Source organism: Geothrix oryzisoli (assembly GCF_022808865.1).
In the GTDB taxonomy this organism is placed as follows: Bacteria; Acidobacteriota; Holophagae; order Holophagales; family Holophagaceae; genus Geothrix; species Geothrix oryzisoli.
Genome location: NZ_JAKZLB010000003.1, coordinates 505,308 through 522,037, shown reverse-complemented (window position 1 = coordinate 522,037; position 16,730 = coordinate 505,308). Strand labels below are relative to the sequence as shown.

General features: G+C 70.0%; 11 protein-coding genes. 7 read left to right on the top strand and 4 right to left on the bottom strand.

Annotated elements, in window-relative coordinates:
- Positions 1 to 44: 44 nt before the first annotated feature.
- The 3 genes from MLE43_RS10460 to mutS are packed head-to-tail and all read right to left on the bottom strand — an operon-like array spanning position 45 to position 3,690.
- Positions 45 to 692, bottom strand: coding sequence for a lysophospholipid acyltransferase family protein (locus MLE43_RS10460; RefSeq protein ID WP_243303724.1), 648 nt, complete (start codon positions 690 to 692; stop codon positions 45 to 47).
- Positions 689 to 1,165, bottom strand: a complete 477-nt coding sequence (locus MLE43_RS10455) for a pyridoxamine 5'-phosphate oxidase family protein (protein WP_243303722.1) — start codon at positions 1,163 to 1,165, stop codon at positions 689 to 691. The genes MLE43_RS10460 and MLE43_RS10455 overlap by 4 nt, the downstream gene beginning before the upstream one ends.
- Positions 1,162 to 3,690 (bottom strand): DNA mismatch repair protein MutS, encoded by a 2,529-nt coding sequence (gene mutS / locus MLE43_RS10450; protein ID WP_243303721.1) that lies wholly within the window; start codon positions 3,688 to 3,690, stop codon positions 1,162 to 1,164. The genes MLE43_RS10455 and mutS overlap by 4 nt, the downstream gene beginning before the upstream one ends.
- Positions 3,691 to 3,762: 72 nt before the next feature.
- On the opposite strand from mutS, the gene MLE43_RS10445 reads away from it, so the two are divergent.
- The 7 genes from MLE43_RS10445 to MLE43_RS10415 all read left to right on the top strand — a co-directional run bounded on the left by MLE43_RS10445 (position 3,763) and on the right by MLE43_RS10415 (position 15,340).
- A complete protein-coding gene (locus MLE43_RS10445; RefSeq protein ID WP_243303718.1) occupies positions 3,763 to 4,860 on the top strand; it encodes an NAD(P)/FAD-dependent oxidoreductase in 1,098 nt (365 codons plus the stop codon).
- A 227-nt stretch (positions 4,861 to 5,087) separates the two neighbouring features.
- The gene (locus MLE43_RS10440; RefSeq protein ID WP_243303717.1) at positions 5,088 to 5,858 is read left to right on the top strand and encodes an outer membrane protein; all 771 of its coding nucleotides are present in this window, start codon (positions 5,088 to 5,090) and stop codon (positions 5,856 to 5,858) included.
- A gap of 184 nt (positions 5,859 to 6,042) precedes the next feature.
- Positions 6,043 to 8,997: a serine/threonine-protein kinase gene (locus MLE43_RS10435; protein ID WP_243303715.1), complete on the top strand. Its 2,955-nt coding sequence runs from the start codon at positions 6,043 to 6,045 to the stop codon at positions 8,995 to 8,997.
- A gap of 251 nt (positions 8,998 to 9,248) precedes the next feature.
- Entirely contained in the window at positions 9,249 to 11,822 is a 2,574-nt protein-coding gene (locus tag MLE43_RS10430) for an ATP-dependent Clp protease ATP-binding subunit (RefSeq protein ID WP_243303713.1), read from the top strand.
- Positions 11,823 to 11,924: 102 nt separating this feature from the next.
- A complete protein-coding gene (locus MLE43_RS10425; protein WP_243303711.1) occupies positions 11,925 to 13,361 on the top strand; it encodes an HD domain-containing phosphohydrolase in 1,437 nt (478 codons plus the stop codon).
- 48 nt (positions 13,362 to 13,409) lie between these two features.
- Positions 13,410 to 14,420: a glycoside hydrolase family 3 N-terminal domain-containing protein gene (locus MLE43_RS10420; protein WP_243303709.1), complete on the top strand. Its 1,011-nt coding sequence runs from the start codon at positions 13,410 to 13,412 to the stop codon at positions 14,418 to 14,420.
- Positions 14,420 to 15,340 (top strand): diguanylate cyclase, encoded by a 921-nt coding sequence (locus tag MLE43_RS10415; RefSeq protein ID WP_243303707.1) that lies wholly within the window; start codon positions 14,420 to 14,422, stop codon positions 15,338 to 15,340. The genes MLE43_RS10420 and MLE43_RS10415 overlap by 1 nt, the downstream gene beginning before the upstream one ends.
- A 101-nt stretch (positions 15,341 to 15,441) precedes the next feature.
- Here the strand turns inward: MLE43_RS10415 and metK are convergent, their stop codons facing one another.
- Positions 15,442 to 16,584 carry a methionine adenosyltransferase gene (metK, locus tag MLE43_RS10410; protein ID WP_243303706.1) on the bottom strand — a complete coding sequence of 381 codons (1,143 nt, stop codon included), beginning with the start codon at positions 16,582 to 16,584 and terminating at the stop codon, positions 15,442 to 15,444.
- Between the last annotated feature and the right edge of the window lie 146 nt (positions 16,585 to 16,730).

Below are 16,730 nucleotides of genomic sequence, written 5' to 3'. Positions count from 1 at the left end.
GGGGCAGTCTACGCCCGGGCACTTGAGGTGGGGAAGATCGGAGCTCACGCCTCGAGGTGGATCTCCGCCAGCGCCTTCATCACCCGATCGGCGCAGGCCTGATAGCGCCCGCGGCCGGTGAGCTCAGTGGGAAGGTTGGAGACATCGACCGGCGGCCCCGCGACCAGGGTGATCCGACCCGGGCGCGGCCAGGTGGCCCCACGCCCCCAGCACTCGAAGGCGCCGAAAATCCGGACGGGGACCACGGGCACTTCCGCCTTGGCGATGAGGAAGCCGATGCCAGCTTCGGCTTCCTGGAGGGTGCCATCGGGCGAACGGGTGCCTTCGGGGAAGATGAGCACCCGGTTCCCTTCCTTGAGCAGGGTCAGGATGCGTTTCATGCTGGCGAGGTCGCCCTTGCCCAGGTCCACCGGCAGCACCTGGATCCGTGGGAGCAGCCAGCCCAGGAACCCCTTGAACAGGGTCTTCCGGGCGAGGTAGTAGATGGGCTTCCGGAAGGCGGCCCCCACGGCGGCCGGATCCAGGAAACTCACATGGTTGGCCACGATCAGGGCGCCCCCGGCTTCAGGGAGGTACTCCCGGTGCAGGGTGCGGTGCCGGAAGAAGACGCGGCCGGCGAGGCGCGACAGGGTGTGGGCCAGCCAGTAGATCACGGGGCGACCATCGGCACGGGGCTGCGGCTGGCCGCTCATCGGCGTGCCTTCCCCGTGGCCCGCTCGATGCGGATGCGCACCACCGTCGTGCGGAAGAGGTCCTTCCCGAGCTCGCGGTCCACCACCCCGGGATGCTCCGGGGCGAAGCGCAACCCCAGGGCCCGGAGCGCCGCGCGCTTCTCCGCCTCGTCCGCGAGCAGCTGCGCCCGGCCGAAGACGATGACGCTGGCGTAGCGCGTGGCCAACTCCGCCGGGAGAGGCTCCGCCAGCGTCACAGCGCAGTACGAGACCTTGGGATTGAAGGCCAGGTTGTCCAGCTTGTGGCCCGCGGTGGCGCAGTGGACGATCAAGGCCCCGTCCACCACCGCATGGTTCACAGGCACCGCGTAGGGCCAGCCCTCCGCATCGACCGTGGCCAGCACCCCCCATTCCGCCTCGTCGAGCAGCTTCATGGCCTCGGCTTCGGTCAGGGCGCGGTCCCGGCGGCGGATGGGGCGGTTCGGCGCGCTCATGGACGGTCCTTCTGCTTCATCGCCAGCCAGTTCAGCGCGTCAAGCGGGGTCATGCGGCTGAGGTCGAGGGCCTCCAGCTCGCCGCGGAGGGGATCCCGTTCCACCTCGAAGAGGGGCAGGGCCGGCTGCAGCACCGTGGGCGCTTTGAGGGGAGCTTCCGGCGCCTGGGCCAGCAGGCGCTGGGCCTTCTGGATGACGGCCTTGGGCAGGCCCGCCAGGCGCGCCACCTGGATGCCGTAGCTGCGATCCGCCGGGCCCGGCGCCACGCGGTGGAGGAAGTGCAGCTGCTCCTCCCACTCCTGCACTTCCACATGGAGGTTCTGGATCCGGCTGTCGTCGGCCAGCTTGGTCATCTCGAAGTAGTGCGTGGCGAAGAGGGTGCGCGGCGCGCCGCCCTTGAGATCGCGCAGGAACACGGCGATGGCTTCGGCCAGGGCCAGGCCGTCCCGCGTGGAGGTGCCGCGGCCGATCTCGTCCAGGATCACCAGGCTGGCGGCGGTGGCCTGGTTGAGGATCCGCGCAGTCTCCGTCATCTCCACCATGAAGGTGGACTGGCCCTTGGCCAGCTGGTCGGAGGCGCCGATGCGCGTGAAGATGCGGTCCACCAGCCCGAACCGCATGAGCTCCGCGGGCACGAAGGAACCCGTCTGCGCCAGCACCACCAGCAGGGCCGCCGTGCGCAGGAAGGTGGACTTGCCGCCCATGTTGGGGCCCGTGACCACGGCCATGGGCTGTGCCGCGCTGAACTGCAGGTCGTTGGGGATGCACTCGCGCCCCAGGCGGGCTTCCAGCATGGGATGGCGGGCGGAGGCCAGCACCAGCTCACGGTCCTCACCCAGCTCGGGCCGCGTCCAGCCCGACAGCCGCGCCCGCTCTGCCAGGGCCGCCAGCACGTCCAGGGCCGCCACGGCGCGGGCGAGGCGAGTGAGGTCCGCGCGGTGCTCCAGCACCAGGACCAGCAGGCGCTGGAACTGGGTCACCTCCAGGCGGACCTGATCGCTCTCCGCGCTCAGCAGCCGCTGCTCGAAGGCCACCAGCTTCTCCGTGGTGAAGCGCTCGGCGTTGGCCAGGGTCTGCTTGCGGAGGAAGTGGGCCGGCACCGCGCCCAGGTTGGATTTCGTGATTTCGAAGTAGTAGCCGAACACCCGGTTGTACTTGATCTTCAGGCTGTTGATGCCGGAGGCGGCGCGTTCCTCCTCCTCCAGCTCCAGCATCACCTGCTTGGCATCCCCGGCCAGGTGGCGCACGGCGTCCAGGTCCGGGTCCACGCCTTCGCGGATGACGCCGCCCTTCTCCAGGTCCAGTGGGGGGGCCTCCGCCAGGCAGCGCTGGAGTTCCGCCAGCAGCGGCGTGCAGAGGGGCGTGTCACCGGGCCACAGGCCCAGGTCCGCCACCTCGGTGGCCCACCCCTCATCCTGGATCCGGGCGGGGAGTTTCTGGAGCACGGCCAGGCCGTCGCGCAGCTGGGCCAGCTCCGGTGGCGTCGCAAGACCCAGGGCCACGCGGCCCAGCAGGCGGTCCAGGTCCGGCACCTGGCCCAGCAGGGTCTGGATGGGCGCGCGGCGGCGATCTTCAGTCAACCAGGCCACCTGCGACCAGCGGCGCTCCAGGGCGGCACGGTCGCGCAGGGGCTGTTCCAGCCAGCCCTTCAACAGCCGGGAGCCCAGGCGGGTGCGGCACTGGTCCAGCAGGGCCAGGAGCGAGCCCGGACGGCCGCCGTCCAGACCGTTGGCGAGCACTTCCAGGTGCCGGGCGCTGGTGGCGTCCAGCAGGGGGCCCGCCGCGCCCAGCTCCAGCGTGACGCCCTGGAGGTGCGCGGGGCGGCCTTTCTGGGTGGCCTCCACATGGTCCAGCAGGGCCGCCAGGGCGCCCAGGGCCGCCGGGTAGGGATCGAGGCCGACGCCTTCGAGGTGCTGCCAGCCGAAGAAGACCAGGACCTGCTGCCGGGCCCGGGAGGCCTCGAAGCGCCAGGCGGGCAGGCGCGTGCGGGCCGCCTCCAGGTCGGGGAGGTCCGCGGCGCCTTCGGCCAGGATCAGTTCCTGGGGGCCCAGGCGCTCCAGGGTGGCCCGCAGGGCCTCCTCGCCTTCGCCGGGCAGCACGCGCAGCGCGCCGGAGGCCAGCTGCAGCAGGGCCAGGCCCCAGGTGCCGCCATGCCGGTGCAGCGCGCAGAGCCAGCGGGCGTCGTCGTCCAGCCAGGTGCCTGGCGTGATGATGCGCTTGATGGCGCGGGGCAGCAGGCCCTTGACCTCCTCGGCCTTGGCGGTGGGCTCGGCGATGGCCGCGGAGAAGCCCGCCGCCAGCAGCTTGGGCAGGTAGGATTCCAGCGCGAAGTGCGGCACGCCGCACATGGGCGTCTCGGATCCGGTGCCCTTGCCGCGCAGCGTGAGCGCGATCTCCAGCACCGGCGCCGCCCGCACGGCATCCTCGCCCAGGATCTCGTAGAAGTCCCCCATGCGCGTCAGCAGCACGGCCTCGCCCGCCTCGCGCTTGAGGCCCGCGATCTGCTGCAGCATCGGGGTGGACATGGGGGTTCCGGATCAAGGTCGGACGAAACCCCGATCTTCCCACAGCCGCTTGGTTGCCGCGAAGATGGAACCATGGAAAGCGTGGACTGCATCGTCATCGGCGCCGGCGTCGTGGGACTGGCCCTGGCACGGCACCTGGCCCTGGCGGGCCACGAGGTCGTGGTCCTGGAGGCCGAGGACCGCATCGGCACGGGCATCAGCTCACGGAACAGTGAGGTCATCCACGCGGGCATCTACTATCCGGCGGGCTCGCTGAAGGCGAGGCTCTGTGTCGCCGGGAACCGGGCCCTCTACGCCTACTGCGCCGCACGCAACATCGACCACCGCCGCTGCGGCAAGCTGATCGTGGCCACGGACGAGTCGCAGGTGGAGGGGCTGCGCCAGCTCAAGGCCCGGGCCGAGGGCAACGGCGTTCCGGACCTCCACTTGCTTGAGGCCGCCGGGGCCCGGGCCCTGGAGCCGCACCTGAACTGCGTCGCCGCCCTGCACTCCCGCAGCACGGGCATCATCGACAGCCACGGGCTCATGCGCGCCCTGGGCCGGGACGCGGAGGCGGCCGGAGCGGTGGTGGTGCTGAAGAGCCCCGTCCTGGGCGGGCGCCCGGCCTCCGGCGGCCTCGAACTCGCCGTGGGCGGCTCGTCCCCCATGCCCCTGCGGGCCCGGCGGGTCTTCAACTGCGCCGGCCTCGGGGCCATCCGCCTGGCCCGGGCCATCGAGGGCGCCCGGCCCGGATCCTTGCCGCCGAGTCCCCGGCGCCTGGCCAAGGGGAACTACTTCAGCCTGGCCGGGGCCGCGCCTTTCTCGCGACTGGTCTACCCTGTCCCGGACGGGAGCCACCTGGGCGTCCACCTCACCCTGGACCTGGCCGGCCAGGCCCGGTTCGGCCCGGATGTGGAGTGGGTGGACCACGAGGACTACGCCGTGGATCCGCGCCGCGCCGACGGTTTCTATGCGGAGGTCCGCAGATACTGGCCCGGGCTGCCGGACGGCGCCCTCCAGCCGGCCTACGCCGGCATCCGCCCCAAGCTGCACGGTCCCGACGAGCCCGCACCCGATTTCCTGATCCAGCGCGAAGGAGCCCACGGGGTGGCCGGTCTGGTCAACCTCCTTGGCATCGAGTCCCCGGGCCTCACGGCCTGCCTGGCCCTCGCCGAGGAGGCGGCCGGCTAGGCCGGAGGGAGCTCCCGGCCGGGAGCCGGACCACCGGAACCTTGGACCCGCCCCTTAGGCGGGTTGGCGTCCGCCTGTCCCGGGTCATCCATACATATTATCTTTTAATTACAATCGATTCGTTTCAATGAATGAATTTTGTGTTGACGAGGCAAAAATATCCGATTTATGCTGGAACCGTCATGGCAGCAAAAAACAGGCATTCTTTCACTCAAAGGAATCTTTTCATGAACCTGAGCAAACACCTTCTCACCGCCCTGCTCATCGCCGGCACCGCCGGCGCCGCGTCCGCCCAGTCCGCGAACTGGACGGGCTTCTACCTCGGCGCCAACGTCGGCTACGGTTTCGGCAAGTCGGACGTGACCACCTCCACGGTCTTCAGCCCCACGGGCTACTTCGCCACCGCCAGCATCCCCCAGATCCAGGATTCAGGCGCCGGCCACGTGAGCCCCAAGGGATTCGCTGGCGGCCTGACCTTCGGCTACAACGCCCAGAGCGGGACCACCGTCTACGGCTTCGAGATCGATGCCGGCACCTTCGGGCTTAAGGGTGATCGCACGGCCGGGAGCGCCTATGCCGTCGCCCCGACCACTTCGTACTCCCTGAAGGAGACCACCAAGGCCGATTACCTGGCCACGCTGCGCGGCCGGATCGGTTACGCCGACAACCGGAACCTGTGGTTCGGCACCGCCGGGCTGGCCCTGACCTCCATCAAGATCGAGGACACCTTCTCCGACACCTTCGCCACCGCCGCGGAGAGTGTCTCCAAGTCCAAGTCCAAGGTCGGCTGGGCCCTCGGCGCCGGCTACGAGTACGCCGCCCCCGACCAGTGGACCTTCAAGGCCGAGATCCTCTACGTGGACTTCGGCAAGGTCTCGGTGGACGGGAGCACCCTGACCGCCTTCACGCCCGCCATCGCCTTCCCCACCAACACCTTCACCCACACGGCCAACCTGAAGGCCGAGGTCGTCCGCATCGGCTTCAACTACCGGTTCTGATTCCAGCCGGCTCCTGGCTCCGGAGAAGGGCCCGCCCTGGCGGGCCCTTCTCCTGCCCGGGGCGTCCCCGGGGTGGCCAAAGTCCCAGGGCCGACTATCCTGGGACCAACCCATGGGCGACCCCATCCCGGATCCATCGATGCCACCTGCCGATCCTGACGAAAGAAGGGACGAATGGACGGCCGTGGCTTCCGACCCGCCTCAGGATGCGACCCAGGCGGCGCGGGTCGGCGGGACCGCCCGCACCTCCGATACGCCGGCGGGCCCCGGTCTGAGCCGCGAGGAGCTCTTGGCCCGCTTCCCCCTGCCCCGGGAGGGACGGTACGAAGCCCTGGAGGTCATCGCCGAGGGGGGCATGGGGGTGGTCTACCGGGCCTTCGACCGCCAGCTGCAGCGGACCGTGGCCATCAAGCTCCTCAAGCGCCTGGACCCTGAAGGTACGGAGCGCTTCCTCCAGGAGGCACGGGTCCAGGCGCAAGTGGGGCATCCGAACATCTGCCACATCTTCGAGGTCGGCGAGGCGAACGGCCATCCCTACCTCGTCATGCAGTTCGTGGACGGTCCGACCCTCCGCGAGGCCAACGAAAACCTCGACCTCCGGGCCAAGGTGGAGGTCATCCTCCAGACCGCCGAGGCGCTCCACGCCTGCCACCGCGCCGGCATCGTCCATCGCGATGTGAAGCCGGGCAACGTGATGCTCCAGAGGACCGACAAAGGACTCCACGCCTACCTGATGGATTTCGGCGTGGCCCGGGATCTGGACGCCGTCTCCCACACCCACACGCACGCCATCATGGGCACACCCAGGTACCTGAGCCCCGAGCAGGCTCTGGGCCGCGCGGACAAGGTGGACCGCCGCTCGGACGTCTACGCCCTCGGCACCCTGCTCTACGAATGCGTGACGGGCCTGCCCCCCTTCCGGGCGGTGACGCCACTGGCCCTGCTGAAGAGCATCGCCGAGGACGAGCCCCTGCCTCCCTCACGTCTCACACCGGGGCTGCCCCGGGACCTCCAGACCATCATCCTCAAGGCCCTGGAGAAGGAACCCGAGCGGCGCTACGACTCGGCCCGGGCCTTCGGCGAGGACCTCCGGCGCTTCCTCGACGGCGACCCGATCCATGCGCGGCGCCCTTCCCTCGTCTACCGCGCGGACCGGCTTCTGCGCCGGAACCGTCCGGTGGCGATCCTCCTGGCCTGCTTCCTCCTGGCCGCGGTCTACGGCCTCTTCTCCGCCCTGCGGGCCCGCTCCCAGGCGCGGTTCGCCCAGCAGCTGGCCCAGGAGGTCGAGCGCCTCAACAGTCGCATCTTCCAGGTGCGCAGCCTGCCCCGTCATCCTGCGGGCCCCGAGCTGCACGAGGTGCGGACCACCCTGGCGCGGCTCCAGGCGGAGACGGAGACCCAGGGCCGGTGGGCTCAGGGGCCGGCCCGTCTGGCCCTGGGCCGCGGCTACCTCGCCCTGGGCGATCTGGAGCAGGCCCGCACCCAGCTTGAGGCGGCCCGGAAGGCCGCGCCCCGCGATCCGGACGCCGCCCAGGCCCTCGGCACCACCCTGGCGCGCCTCTACGTGGCCGAGCTCGAAGGCCTCCACGGCCAGGCCCTGGAGGAACGCCGCCGGGACCTGGAGCCCACCCTCCGCAGCCCGGCCCTGGCCCTCCTGCGCGAAGCCCAGGGCCGCAGTCTGGAAGGATCCGCCTACGCAGAGGGCCTGCTCGCCCTCGTCGAGGGCCATTTCGAGGAAGCCCTGCAGAAGGCGGAAGAGGCCCAGACCCGCCAGCCCTGGTTCCCGGAACCATGGCTCCTGGAGGCGGAGGTCCGCCAGGAAGTGGCCTTCGGCCTGCTCGCCAGGGGGCGGCGGGAGGAGGCCCTGGCCCAGATGGAAGCCGAGGGCACCGCGCTGGTCGCCGCGCAGGACCGGGCCCGCAGCGCCCCCGAGCCCCTTGTGGAGGAGGCCCAGCGCCGCTTCGCGCTGCTCGGCCTGCGGCTGGATCAGGGACAGGCCAGCCCGGCGGACCGCGACTGGGCGCTCAGCCCCGTCCGCGAGGCCCTGGCGGTGGATCCCGACAACTGGCGGGCCCACAGCTACAGCACGGCCATCCACCGCCGCTGGGCCGCGTATCTCCTGACCCGTGGCGAGGATCCCAGCCCCGAGCTGGACGCCGCCGCCGCGGCGGCGGAGAGGGCCCTGGCGCTCCGGCCAGCCGAGGCGACCCTCTGGGTGAACTGGGCCACGGTCCTGCGCAACCGGGCCGAGCGGGAGATGGCCCAGGGCCGGGATCCGGAGCCCTTCCTGGCCCGGGCCGAGGCCGGGCTCCAGACGGCGCTCCAGCAGCCGCGCCTCCACGACTACCTTCTGGATGCGCTTGGCAACATCCACGCCCTGCGGGGCGAACGCCAGCTCCAGACCGGGAAGGACCCGGCGGCCGAGGTCCGGGCCGCCGCCGAGCAGCTGGAGGCCGCCTCCGCCCTGCGCCCCTGGGTCGGCCACGACTACAGCGAGGGGGCGGCCTACCTCACCTTGGCCCAGTACCAGGCCTGGACCGGGGCCGATCCCCGTCCCGCGCTCGAGGAGGCCCTCCGCTGCCACCGGAAGGGGCTGGTCCTCCAGCCTTCGTCGCGCCTCTCGCGCCTCGGCCTGGCCGGGGCCCTCCTGGACCGGGCCGCCGCGGAGCTGGACCGGGGCGGGGACGCCGCCAAGGACCTGGCCGAAGCCCGCCGGGAGCTCGCGACCCTCCTGACCCAGGGACCCGGCCAGGCGGATGCCCTGGCCGCCAGCGCCCGCGAGCGGCTGCTCACGGCCCGTGCCACCGGCGCCGTCGCCCCGGCCCGCGAGGCCCTGGCGCTCCAGAGCCGCGCCGTGGCGGCCGCCCCCGGCAACCCCACCCTCCAGCTCGCATGGGGGGCCCTGGCCCTGGAGGCCACCCGGGGGTTGAAGGTGCCCCTGGACCCCGGCGCAGCGGCCGCCCTCCGGGCCGCAGCCAGGACCCGCCCCTGGGATGGCTGGGCCCAGCTGCTGGAGGCCGAACGCCGACTGAAGACCGGCCTGGCCGGCGAGGCCCGGGCCCTCGCGAAGCGGGCCCTGGACCTCAACCCGACCCTCCGGCGCGAAGCGGCCCGGAGGGGCCTGATCCAGACGGGGTGATCGGCGGGTCGCTTCAGGGCTCCCGCAGGAGATCGTCGCCAGCCTGGGCCTGAAGGTCCCGAAGAGTCCCGCCAGGCGATCGAGGCGCGTCTCCCAGAACGGTCGATACGGGGCGGGCCCATCGGAGGCCTCCCCGAGGGGCTTCATCTCCGGCCGGGAAGGTTCCATTTTCGTAAGTTCAAATATATTTTAGAAGAAAATTTTAGTGCATCATAATCATATTTGATTCATCCTGGAACCCGAGGTGGTTCATGTCCCTCCTTCCCTTCACCCAGAAAGCCAACGATGCCCTGGTGGCCGCCCGCGAACGGGCCGTGGCGGACCAGCACCCGGAGCTGGTGCCCCAGCACCTCCTCCTGGCCCTGCTCGCTCCTGAGGCCGGCCTGCGGCCCCTGCTGGAGCGGGCCGGGCTCACGCCCGAATCCACCCAGGGCCTGGTGGAGGCCGCCGATGGGCTCGTCGCGAAGCTGCCCCGGGCCGTCGGGGGCGCCGAGCCCCAGGTGGGCGCGGCCTTCCGCCATTTCCTCGAAGTCGCCAGCGACACGGGCCGGGGCCTGGGCGACCGTTTCCTGGCCACGGACGCCCTGCTGCTGGCCCTCAGCAACGCCCACACAGACGCCAAGAAGGCGCTGGAGCGCTTCGGCCTGGACCGGAAGACGCTGGAGGCCGCCATCCGCGAGACCCGCAAGGGCTCGAAGGTGGAGGACGAGAAGGCCGAAGAGAAGTTCGCCAGCCTGGAGAAGTACGCCAAGGACTACACGGCCCTGGCCGAAGCCGGGAAGCTGGACCCCGTCATCGGCCGGGACGAGGAGATCCGCCGCGTGCTGCAGGTGCTGTCACGGCGCACCAAGAACAACCCCGTGCTCATCGGCGAGCCCGGCGTGGGCAAGACCGCCATCGTGGAGGGCCTGGCCCAGCGCATCCACAAGCGCGACGTGCCGGAGAGCCTGAAGGGCCTGCGCGTCATGGGCCTGGACATGGGCTCCCTGGTGGCCGGCACCCAGTACCGGGGCCAGTTCGAGGAGCGCCTCAAGGGCGTCATCGAAGAAGTCGAGAAGGCCGAAGGCCAGATCGTCCTCTTCATCGACGAACTGCACCTGCTGGTGGGGGCGGGCGCCGTCTCCGGCGGCATGGACGCCGCCAACCTGCTGAAGCCGGCCCTGGCCCGGGGCGAGCTGCGCTGCATCGGCGCCACCACCCTGGACGAGTACCGCAAGCACATCGAGAAGGACGCCGCCCTGGAGCGCCGCTTCCAGCCGGTGCTGGTGGACGAGCCCTCCGTGGAGGACGCCATCTCCATCCTGCGCGGGCTGAAGGAGCGCTACGAACTGCACCACGGCGTGCGGATCCAGGATGCCGCCCTGGTGGCCGCGGCCCAGCTGAGCCAGCGCTACATCTCCGACCGCTTCCTGCCGGACAAGGCCGTGGACCTCATGGACGAGGCCGCCAGCGCCGTGCGCATGCAGATCGACAGCCGCCCCACGGAGATCGACGTCCGCGAGCGCCGCGAGATGCAGCTGCAATTGGAGCGGCACTCCCTCACCAAGGAGAAGGATGCGGCCAGCCGCGCGCGGCTTGCCGATATTGAAAAAGAATTGGCGGAACTGAACGAGGAGCTGAGCAAGCTCCGGGCGCAGTGGGAGAACGAGAAGAAGGTCATCGAAGGCACGCGCGGGCTCCAGAAGAAGCTGGACGACCTGCGCATCGAGCTGGACCAGGCGAAGACGAAGGGCGAGTACGAGCGGGCCTCGCGGCTCGAATACGGCGAGATCCCCGCGCTGGAGAAGCAGATCGCCGCCACCTCGCCCAAGGAGAGCGCCATGCTGCGGCTCGAAGTGGGCGAACCGGATGTGGCGGCCATCGTCAGCCGCTGGACCGGCATCCCCGTGAGCCGCATCCTCGAAGGCGAGGTGGAGAAGCTCCTGAAGATGGAGGCCCGCCTCCGCGAGCGCGTGGTGGGCCAGGATCCGGCCCTGACGGCCATCTCCGACGCCCTGCGCCGCAACCGCGCCGGCCTGGGCGATCCCAAGCGGCCCATCGGCAGCTTCCTCTTCCTGGGCCCGACGGGCGTGGGCAAGACGGAAGTGGCCCGGGCCCTGGCGGAGTTCCTCTTCGACGATGAGAACGCCCTGGTCCGCATCGACATGAGCGAGTTCACCCACGAGGCCGACGCCACGCGCCTGATCGGCGCCGCGCCCGGCTACGTGGGCTACGAGGAGGGCGGCCGCCTCACCGAGGCCATCCGCCGCCGCCCCTACGCCGTGATCCTGCTCGACGAGATGGAGAAGGCCCACCCCCGCACCTTCGACCTCTTCCTCCAGGTGCTGGAGGACGGGCGCCTCACGGATGGCCAGGGCCGCACGGTGAACTTCCGCAACACCGTGGTGCTCATGACCACGAACCTGGGCAGCCAGGCCATCTACGACGCCGGTGGCGACGCCACCAAGGCCGAGGTCGCGGTGAAGGCGGCCCTGCACGGCCACTTCCGGCCCGAGTTCCTCAACCGCTTGGACGAGGGGGTGATCTTCCGCTCCCTCAGCCAGGAGGACATGAAGGCCGTGGCCCGCATCCAACTCAAGCGGGTGGAGGCCCTGCTGCGGGAGCAGCGGCTGGACCTGGAGGTGCCGGAGGAGGTCCTGGACTGGCTGGCGTCGGAGGGCTTCGACCCCCACTACGGCGCCCGGCCGCTCAAGCGGCTCATCCAGCAGTCCGTCGTCAATCCACTGTCCCGTCTCATCCTCCAGGGCCAGCTCCAGCCCGGCGGCCGGGCCCTGCTCTCGGTCCGGGACGGCCAGCTCGTCGTCGAAGGTGAGGCCATCCAGTAGGCGCCCTCGCCCGAGATTGGCTTGGGCAAAAAAGGCCGCTTTCATGCAAAACTTGCCAAAGGCCTGGCCCGACCCGATGAGGTCCAGGTGCACGGAGACTGTGTGCCTCTCACGACCCCCATCCCCATCCTCATCGTGGACGACGAGGCCGATCTCCGGAACCTGCTGGTGGAAGCCCTCACCGATGAGGGCTATGCCGTGGAGGGGGCCGAGGATGGCGCCAAGGCGCTCGACCTGGTCCGGAGCAAGCACTTCCCCGTCATCTTCACGGACCTGAACATGCCGGGCGGGCTGTCGGGGCTGGAACTGCTGCGGGCCGTACATGACAGCGACCCCAAGAGCCTGGGCATCCTGATGACCGGCTACGCCACCACCGAGGCGGCCATCCAGGCCCTCAAGCGGGGCGCCTACGATTTCATCCAGAAGCCCTTCAAGCTGGTGGAGATCGAGGCCAGCCTGGAGCGGGCCCTGGAGCACTACCGGCTGCTGCGGGAGAACGAGGAATACCAGCAGAACCTCGAGCACATGGTGGAGGCCCGCACCCAGGAGATCCTGGGCCTGAAGAACGACATCGAGCGGCTCTTCGAAGGCTTCGTGAACGCCTCCGTGACCGCCATCGAGGCCCGGGATCCCAGCACCTCCGGCCATTCCAGCCGCGTGGCGGAGCTCACCGTGGGCTTGGCGGAAGCCGTGAACATGACGCCGAACGGTCCGTACGGCCAGCTCCAGTTCACCCCGATCCAGATCCGGGAGATCCGCTACGCCAGCCTGCTCCACGACTTCGGCAAGGTGGGGGTCCGCGAGCAGGTGCTGGTGAAGGCGAAGAAGCTCTACGATGAGCGGCTGGACAGCATCTACCAGCGGCTCCACCAGCGCACCCTCGAGGCCATGAGGGATCGGGTGCTCGAGGCCTGGAGCCAGGGCCAGTCCTTCGATCACGGGCGTCTCGAGGCTCTCCTGCACCGTCAGGAGGAGGAGACGCGGCGCATCATGGACCTGGTCCGGCGGAGCAACGAACCGACGGTGCTGCCCCAGGAGGTGGCGCGGGAACTGGACTCTCTGGAGGACCTCACCTACCAGCACTGGAGCGGAGATCACCGGGTTCTGTTCGAGCCCAGCGACCTCGACCTGCTGAGGATTCCCAAGGGCAGCCTGTCCGCCGAAGAGCGGGAGGAGATCGAAAGCCACGTCACCCACACCTACCGGTTCCTCACCCAGATTCCCTGGACGACGGAGCTGGCGGGCGTGCCCGACATCGCCTACGCCCACCACGAGCGGCTGAACGGCCGGGGGTACCCCCGCAAGCTGACCGAGCCGGACATCCCGATCCAGAGCCGGCTCATGGCCGTCACGGATGTCTACGACGCCCTCACCGCCGCCGATCGGCCCTACAAGGCCGCCGTGAGCGTGGAGCGCAGCCTGGAAATCCTCGAGCAGGAGGTCAAGGTGAACCTCCTGGACAAGGAGGCACTGCGCATCTTCATCGAGGCCAGAATCTATGAGCGCACCCTGGGCCGCGGGAGGCCCGCGGCATCATGACGCGCATGGGCGGTCCCCCGCGACCCGCCCTCCGGATAAGGTGAGTGGATGACCCAAGCGCACCAGCTTCTCTGGACCGGCTTCCATGGCCTTGATGCCCTGGAGGTGGCCTTCCCGTTCACCCCGGGGGGTGTCGTCCTCTTCGCGAGAAACCTGGATCCGGACCCGGAGGTCGGCCCCGCCCGCTGCCGGGCTCTGCTCGACGGCCTCCAGGCGCGCCATGGGCAAGCCTGGCCCCTGGCCGTGGCCATCGACCAGGAAGGTGGCCGGGTGAGCCGCCTGCGGCCCTGGGTGGGAGCGACGCCACCCCTGCGCCGCATCTGGACCGGCGGCGGCGCCGCGGCCTGCGAGGCCTGGGGCCGCCTCTGGGGCGAGGGGCTGAGCCTGCTGGGTTTCAACGTGGACTTTGCACCTGTGGCGGACCTCTGGGATGGGCATCCGGATGCGGGCATCGGGGATCGGGCCGCCAGCACGGATCCCGTCGAGGCCGCCGCCGCCGCCGGGGCCTTTCTCCACGGGCTGGAGGCCACCGGCGTGCGGGGCTGCCTGAAGCATTTCCCCGGTCTGGGCGGGACCACCCTGGACAGCCATCTGGGCCTGCCCGAACTCCCGGAAGCCGCCCAGGTGGAGCGCAACGCCGCAGCCTTCATCCCCTTGGCCCACGCCGACCGGCTGGTGATGGTGGCCCACCTCCGCACCCCGGCTTCGGCCCCCCTGCCCGCCAGCCTGCACCGCGGCTCCGTGGTCGCGAATCCCTGGGGCATCCAGGGCCGCTTCCTGCCGGATGACCTGGAGATGGGTGGCTGCGCGGACTGGAACTGGGAAGAGCGGGTGCGCCTCTGCCTGGAGGCCGGGCACCAGTGGCTGCTGGTCTGCCAGACGCCCGAGGGCTGGACCGCCTGCGCCGAAGCCCTGGAGCGCCTGCCGGAATCCCTGTGGCAAAGTCCCCTCCAGGCGACGCGGACCATGCGCGGGAACCTGGCTCCCGCCGCCCCCTTCACCCCCCAGGCCTGGCGGTCCTGGCTGGAGCGGCTCCAGGCCGCCGCCGAACAGACCTGATGGGCAGCCGCGTCCTCATCGTCGACGACAACGCCATGATCCGCAACGAGATCAAGGCGGTCCTCATGAAGGATGGCGGATTCACCCACTTCATGGAGGCGGCGGACGGCCTCACCGCCTTCAAGACCATCATGGAGACACCGCCGGATCTGGTGCTCTGCGACCTCGTGATGCCGGCCTTCGACGGGCTAAAGTTCCTGGGCCTCAAGGCCAGCCGCAAGGAACTGGAGCAGATCCCGGTGATCATGCTCACCGCCGAGGACGACCTCGACCGCAAGGCCGAGATCCTGGAGCGGGGCGCCTCCGACTACGTCACCAAGCCCTTCCACGAGAAGGAACTGCTCGCCCGGGTGCGCATCCACACCAAGCTCAAGCGCCTCCAGGACGAACTGCGGGAGATGAACGTCCAGCTCGAGGCCCTGTCCGTCACCGACGCCCTGACCGGCCTGGCGAACCGGCGCCGCCTGGTCTCCCGCCTGGAGGAGGAGGTACGACGGGCCCGGCGCACGAACGTCCCGCTCGCGGTGGTCATGATCGACATCGACCACTTCAAGGAGGTGAACGACACCTTCGGCCATGCCATGGGCGATGTGGTCCTGCGCAACATCGGCACCATGCTGAACGGCAGCCTCCGGGCCACGGATCTGGCCGCGCGCTATGGCGGCGAGGAGCTGACCCTGGTGCTGACCTACACCGATGGCGCCACCGCCCTCCAGGTGGCGGAAGGTCTGCGCCAGAAGTTCGCCGCCCTGGAGCACGTTCTGGGCGGCGCGACCGTCCGGAAGACCGTCAGCATGGGGGTCGCGGCCCGCACGGGCCAGGCGGAGATGCCGAACGCGGAGGCTCTCCTGAACCTGGCCGACGAAGCTCTCTACCGCGCCAAACAGGGTGGGCGGAATCGCGTGGAGTTGGCGGAATAGCTGTCGGCCATCAGCTGTCAGCCATTTAGAAAAGGACGCGGCTCACAGGGCCGCATCCTTTTCTACGGATAGCTGATAGCTGACAGCTGACAGCTGACAGCCTACTTGGCGGCAGCGCGCAGCGCAGCGACCTTGTCCGTCTTCTCCCAGCTGAACTCGGGGCGGCCGAAGTGGCCGTAGGCGGCGGTCGCCCGGTAGATGGGCCGACGCAGGTCCAGGGCCTCGATCATGGCCTTGGGCGTGCAGCTGAAGGTCTCGCGCACGGCGCGCACGATGGCCTCATCCGACACCTTCCCAGTGCCGAAGGTGTCCACGGCGATGGAGACGGGCTCGGCCACGCCGATGGCATAGGCGAGCTGGATCTCGCAGCGATCCGCGAGACCCGCCGCCACGATGTTCTTGGCGATGTAGCGGCCCATGTAGGCCGCGCTGCGGTCCACCTTGCTGGGATCCTTGCCGGAGAAGGCGCCGCCGCCGTGGTGCCCGCTGCCGCCGTAGGTGTCCACGATGATCTTGCGGCCGGTGAGACCCGTGTCGCCCATGGGCCCGCCCACCACGAAGCGTCCGGTGGGGTTCACGTGGAAGATGGTCTGGGCGTCCAGCAGCTCCTGGGGCAGCGAGGCCTTGATCACGTCCTGGATCACCGCGTCGCGGATGCTGTTCTGGGTCACGTGCTCGTCGTGCTGGGTGGAGATGACGACGGTGTGGATGCGCTGCACCTTGTCCCCGTCGAACTCCACGGTGACCTGGGACTTGCCGTCCGGCCGCAGCCAGGGCAGCTGGCCGTTCTTGCGGACCTCGGAGAGCTTCCGCGTCAGCAGGTGGCTGAAGTGGATGGGCGCGGGCATCAGCTCGGGTGTCTCCCGGCAGGCGTAGCCGAACATCAGGCCCTGGTCGCCGGCACCACCGGTGTCCACGCCCATGGCGATGTCGGGGCTCTGCTGGTCGATGGTCACCATCACGGCGCAGGTGGCGTAGTCGAAGCCCTTGATGTGGTGGTCGTAGCCGATGTCCTTCACCACATCGCGCACCAAAGCGGCGACGGGGATGTAGGTCTCGGTGGTGATCTCGCCCGCCACCAGCACGAGGCCCGTGGTGAGGAGGGTCTCGCAGGCGACGCGGCTGCGGGGATCATCCTTGAGCGCCGCGTCCAGCACGGCGTCGGAGATCTGGTCCGCCATCTTGTCGGGATGCCCCTCGGTGACACTTTCGGATGTGAACAGGTGACGCCCCTGGGCGGCCATGCCTGACTCCTGGAAACCCCTCCGGACAGTCTCGGAGGAAACGGGAAGTATATCCTGGGATTCTTGGTCCATACACCTTTCGGATGACGCGGGAAACCTTGCCTTGTCCTAGCCTTGAGGACTAAGGTGGGATGGCTCCATCCCCG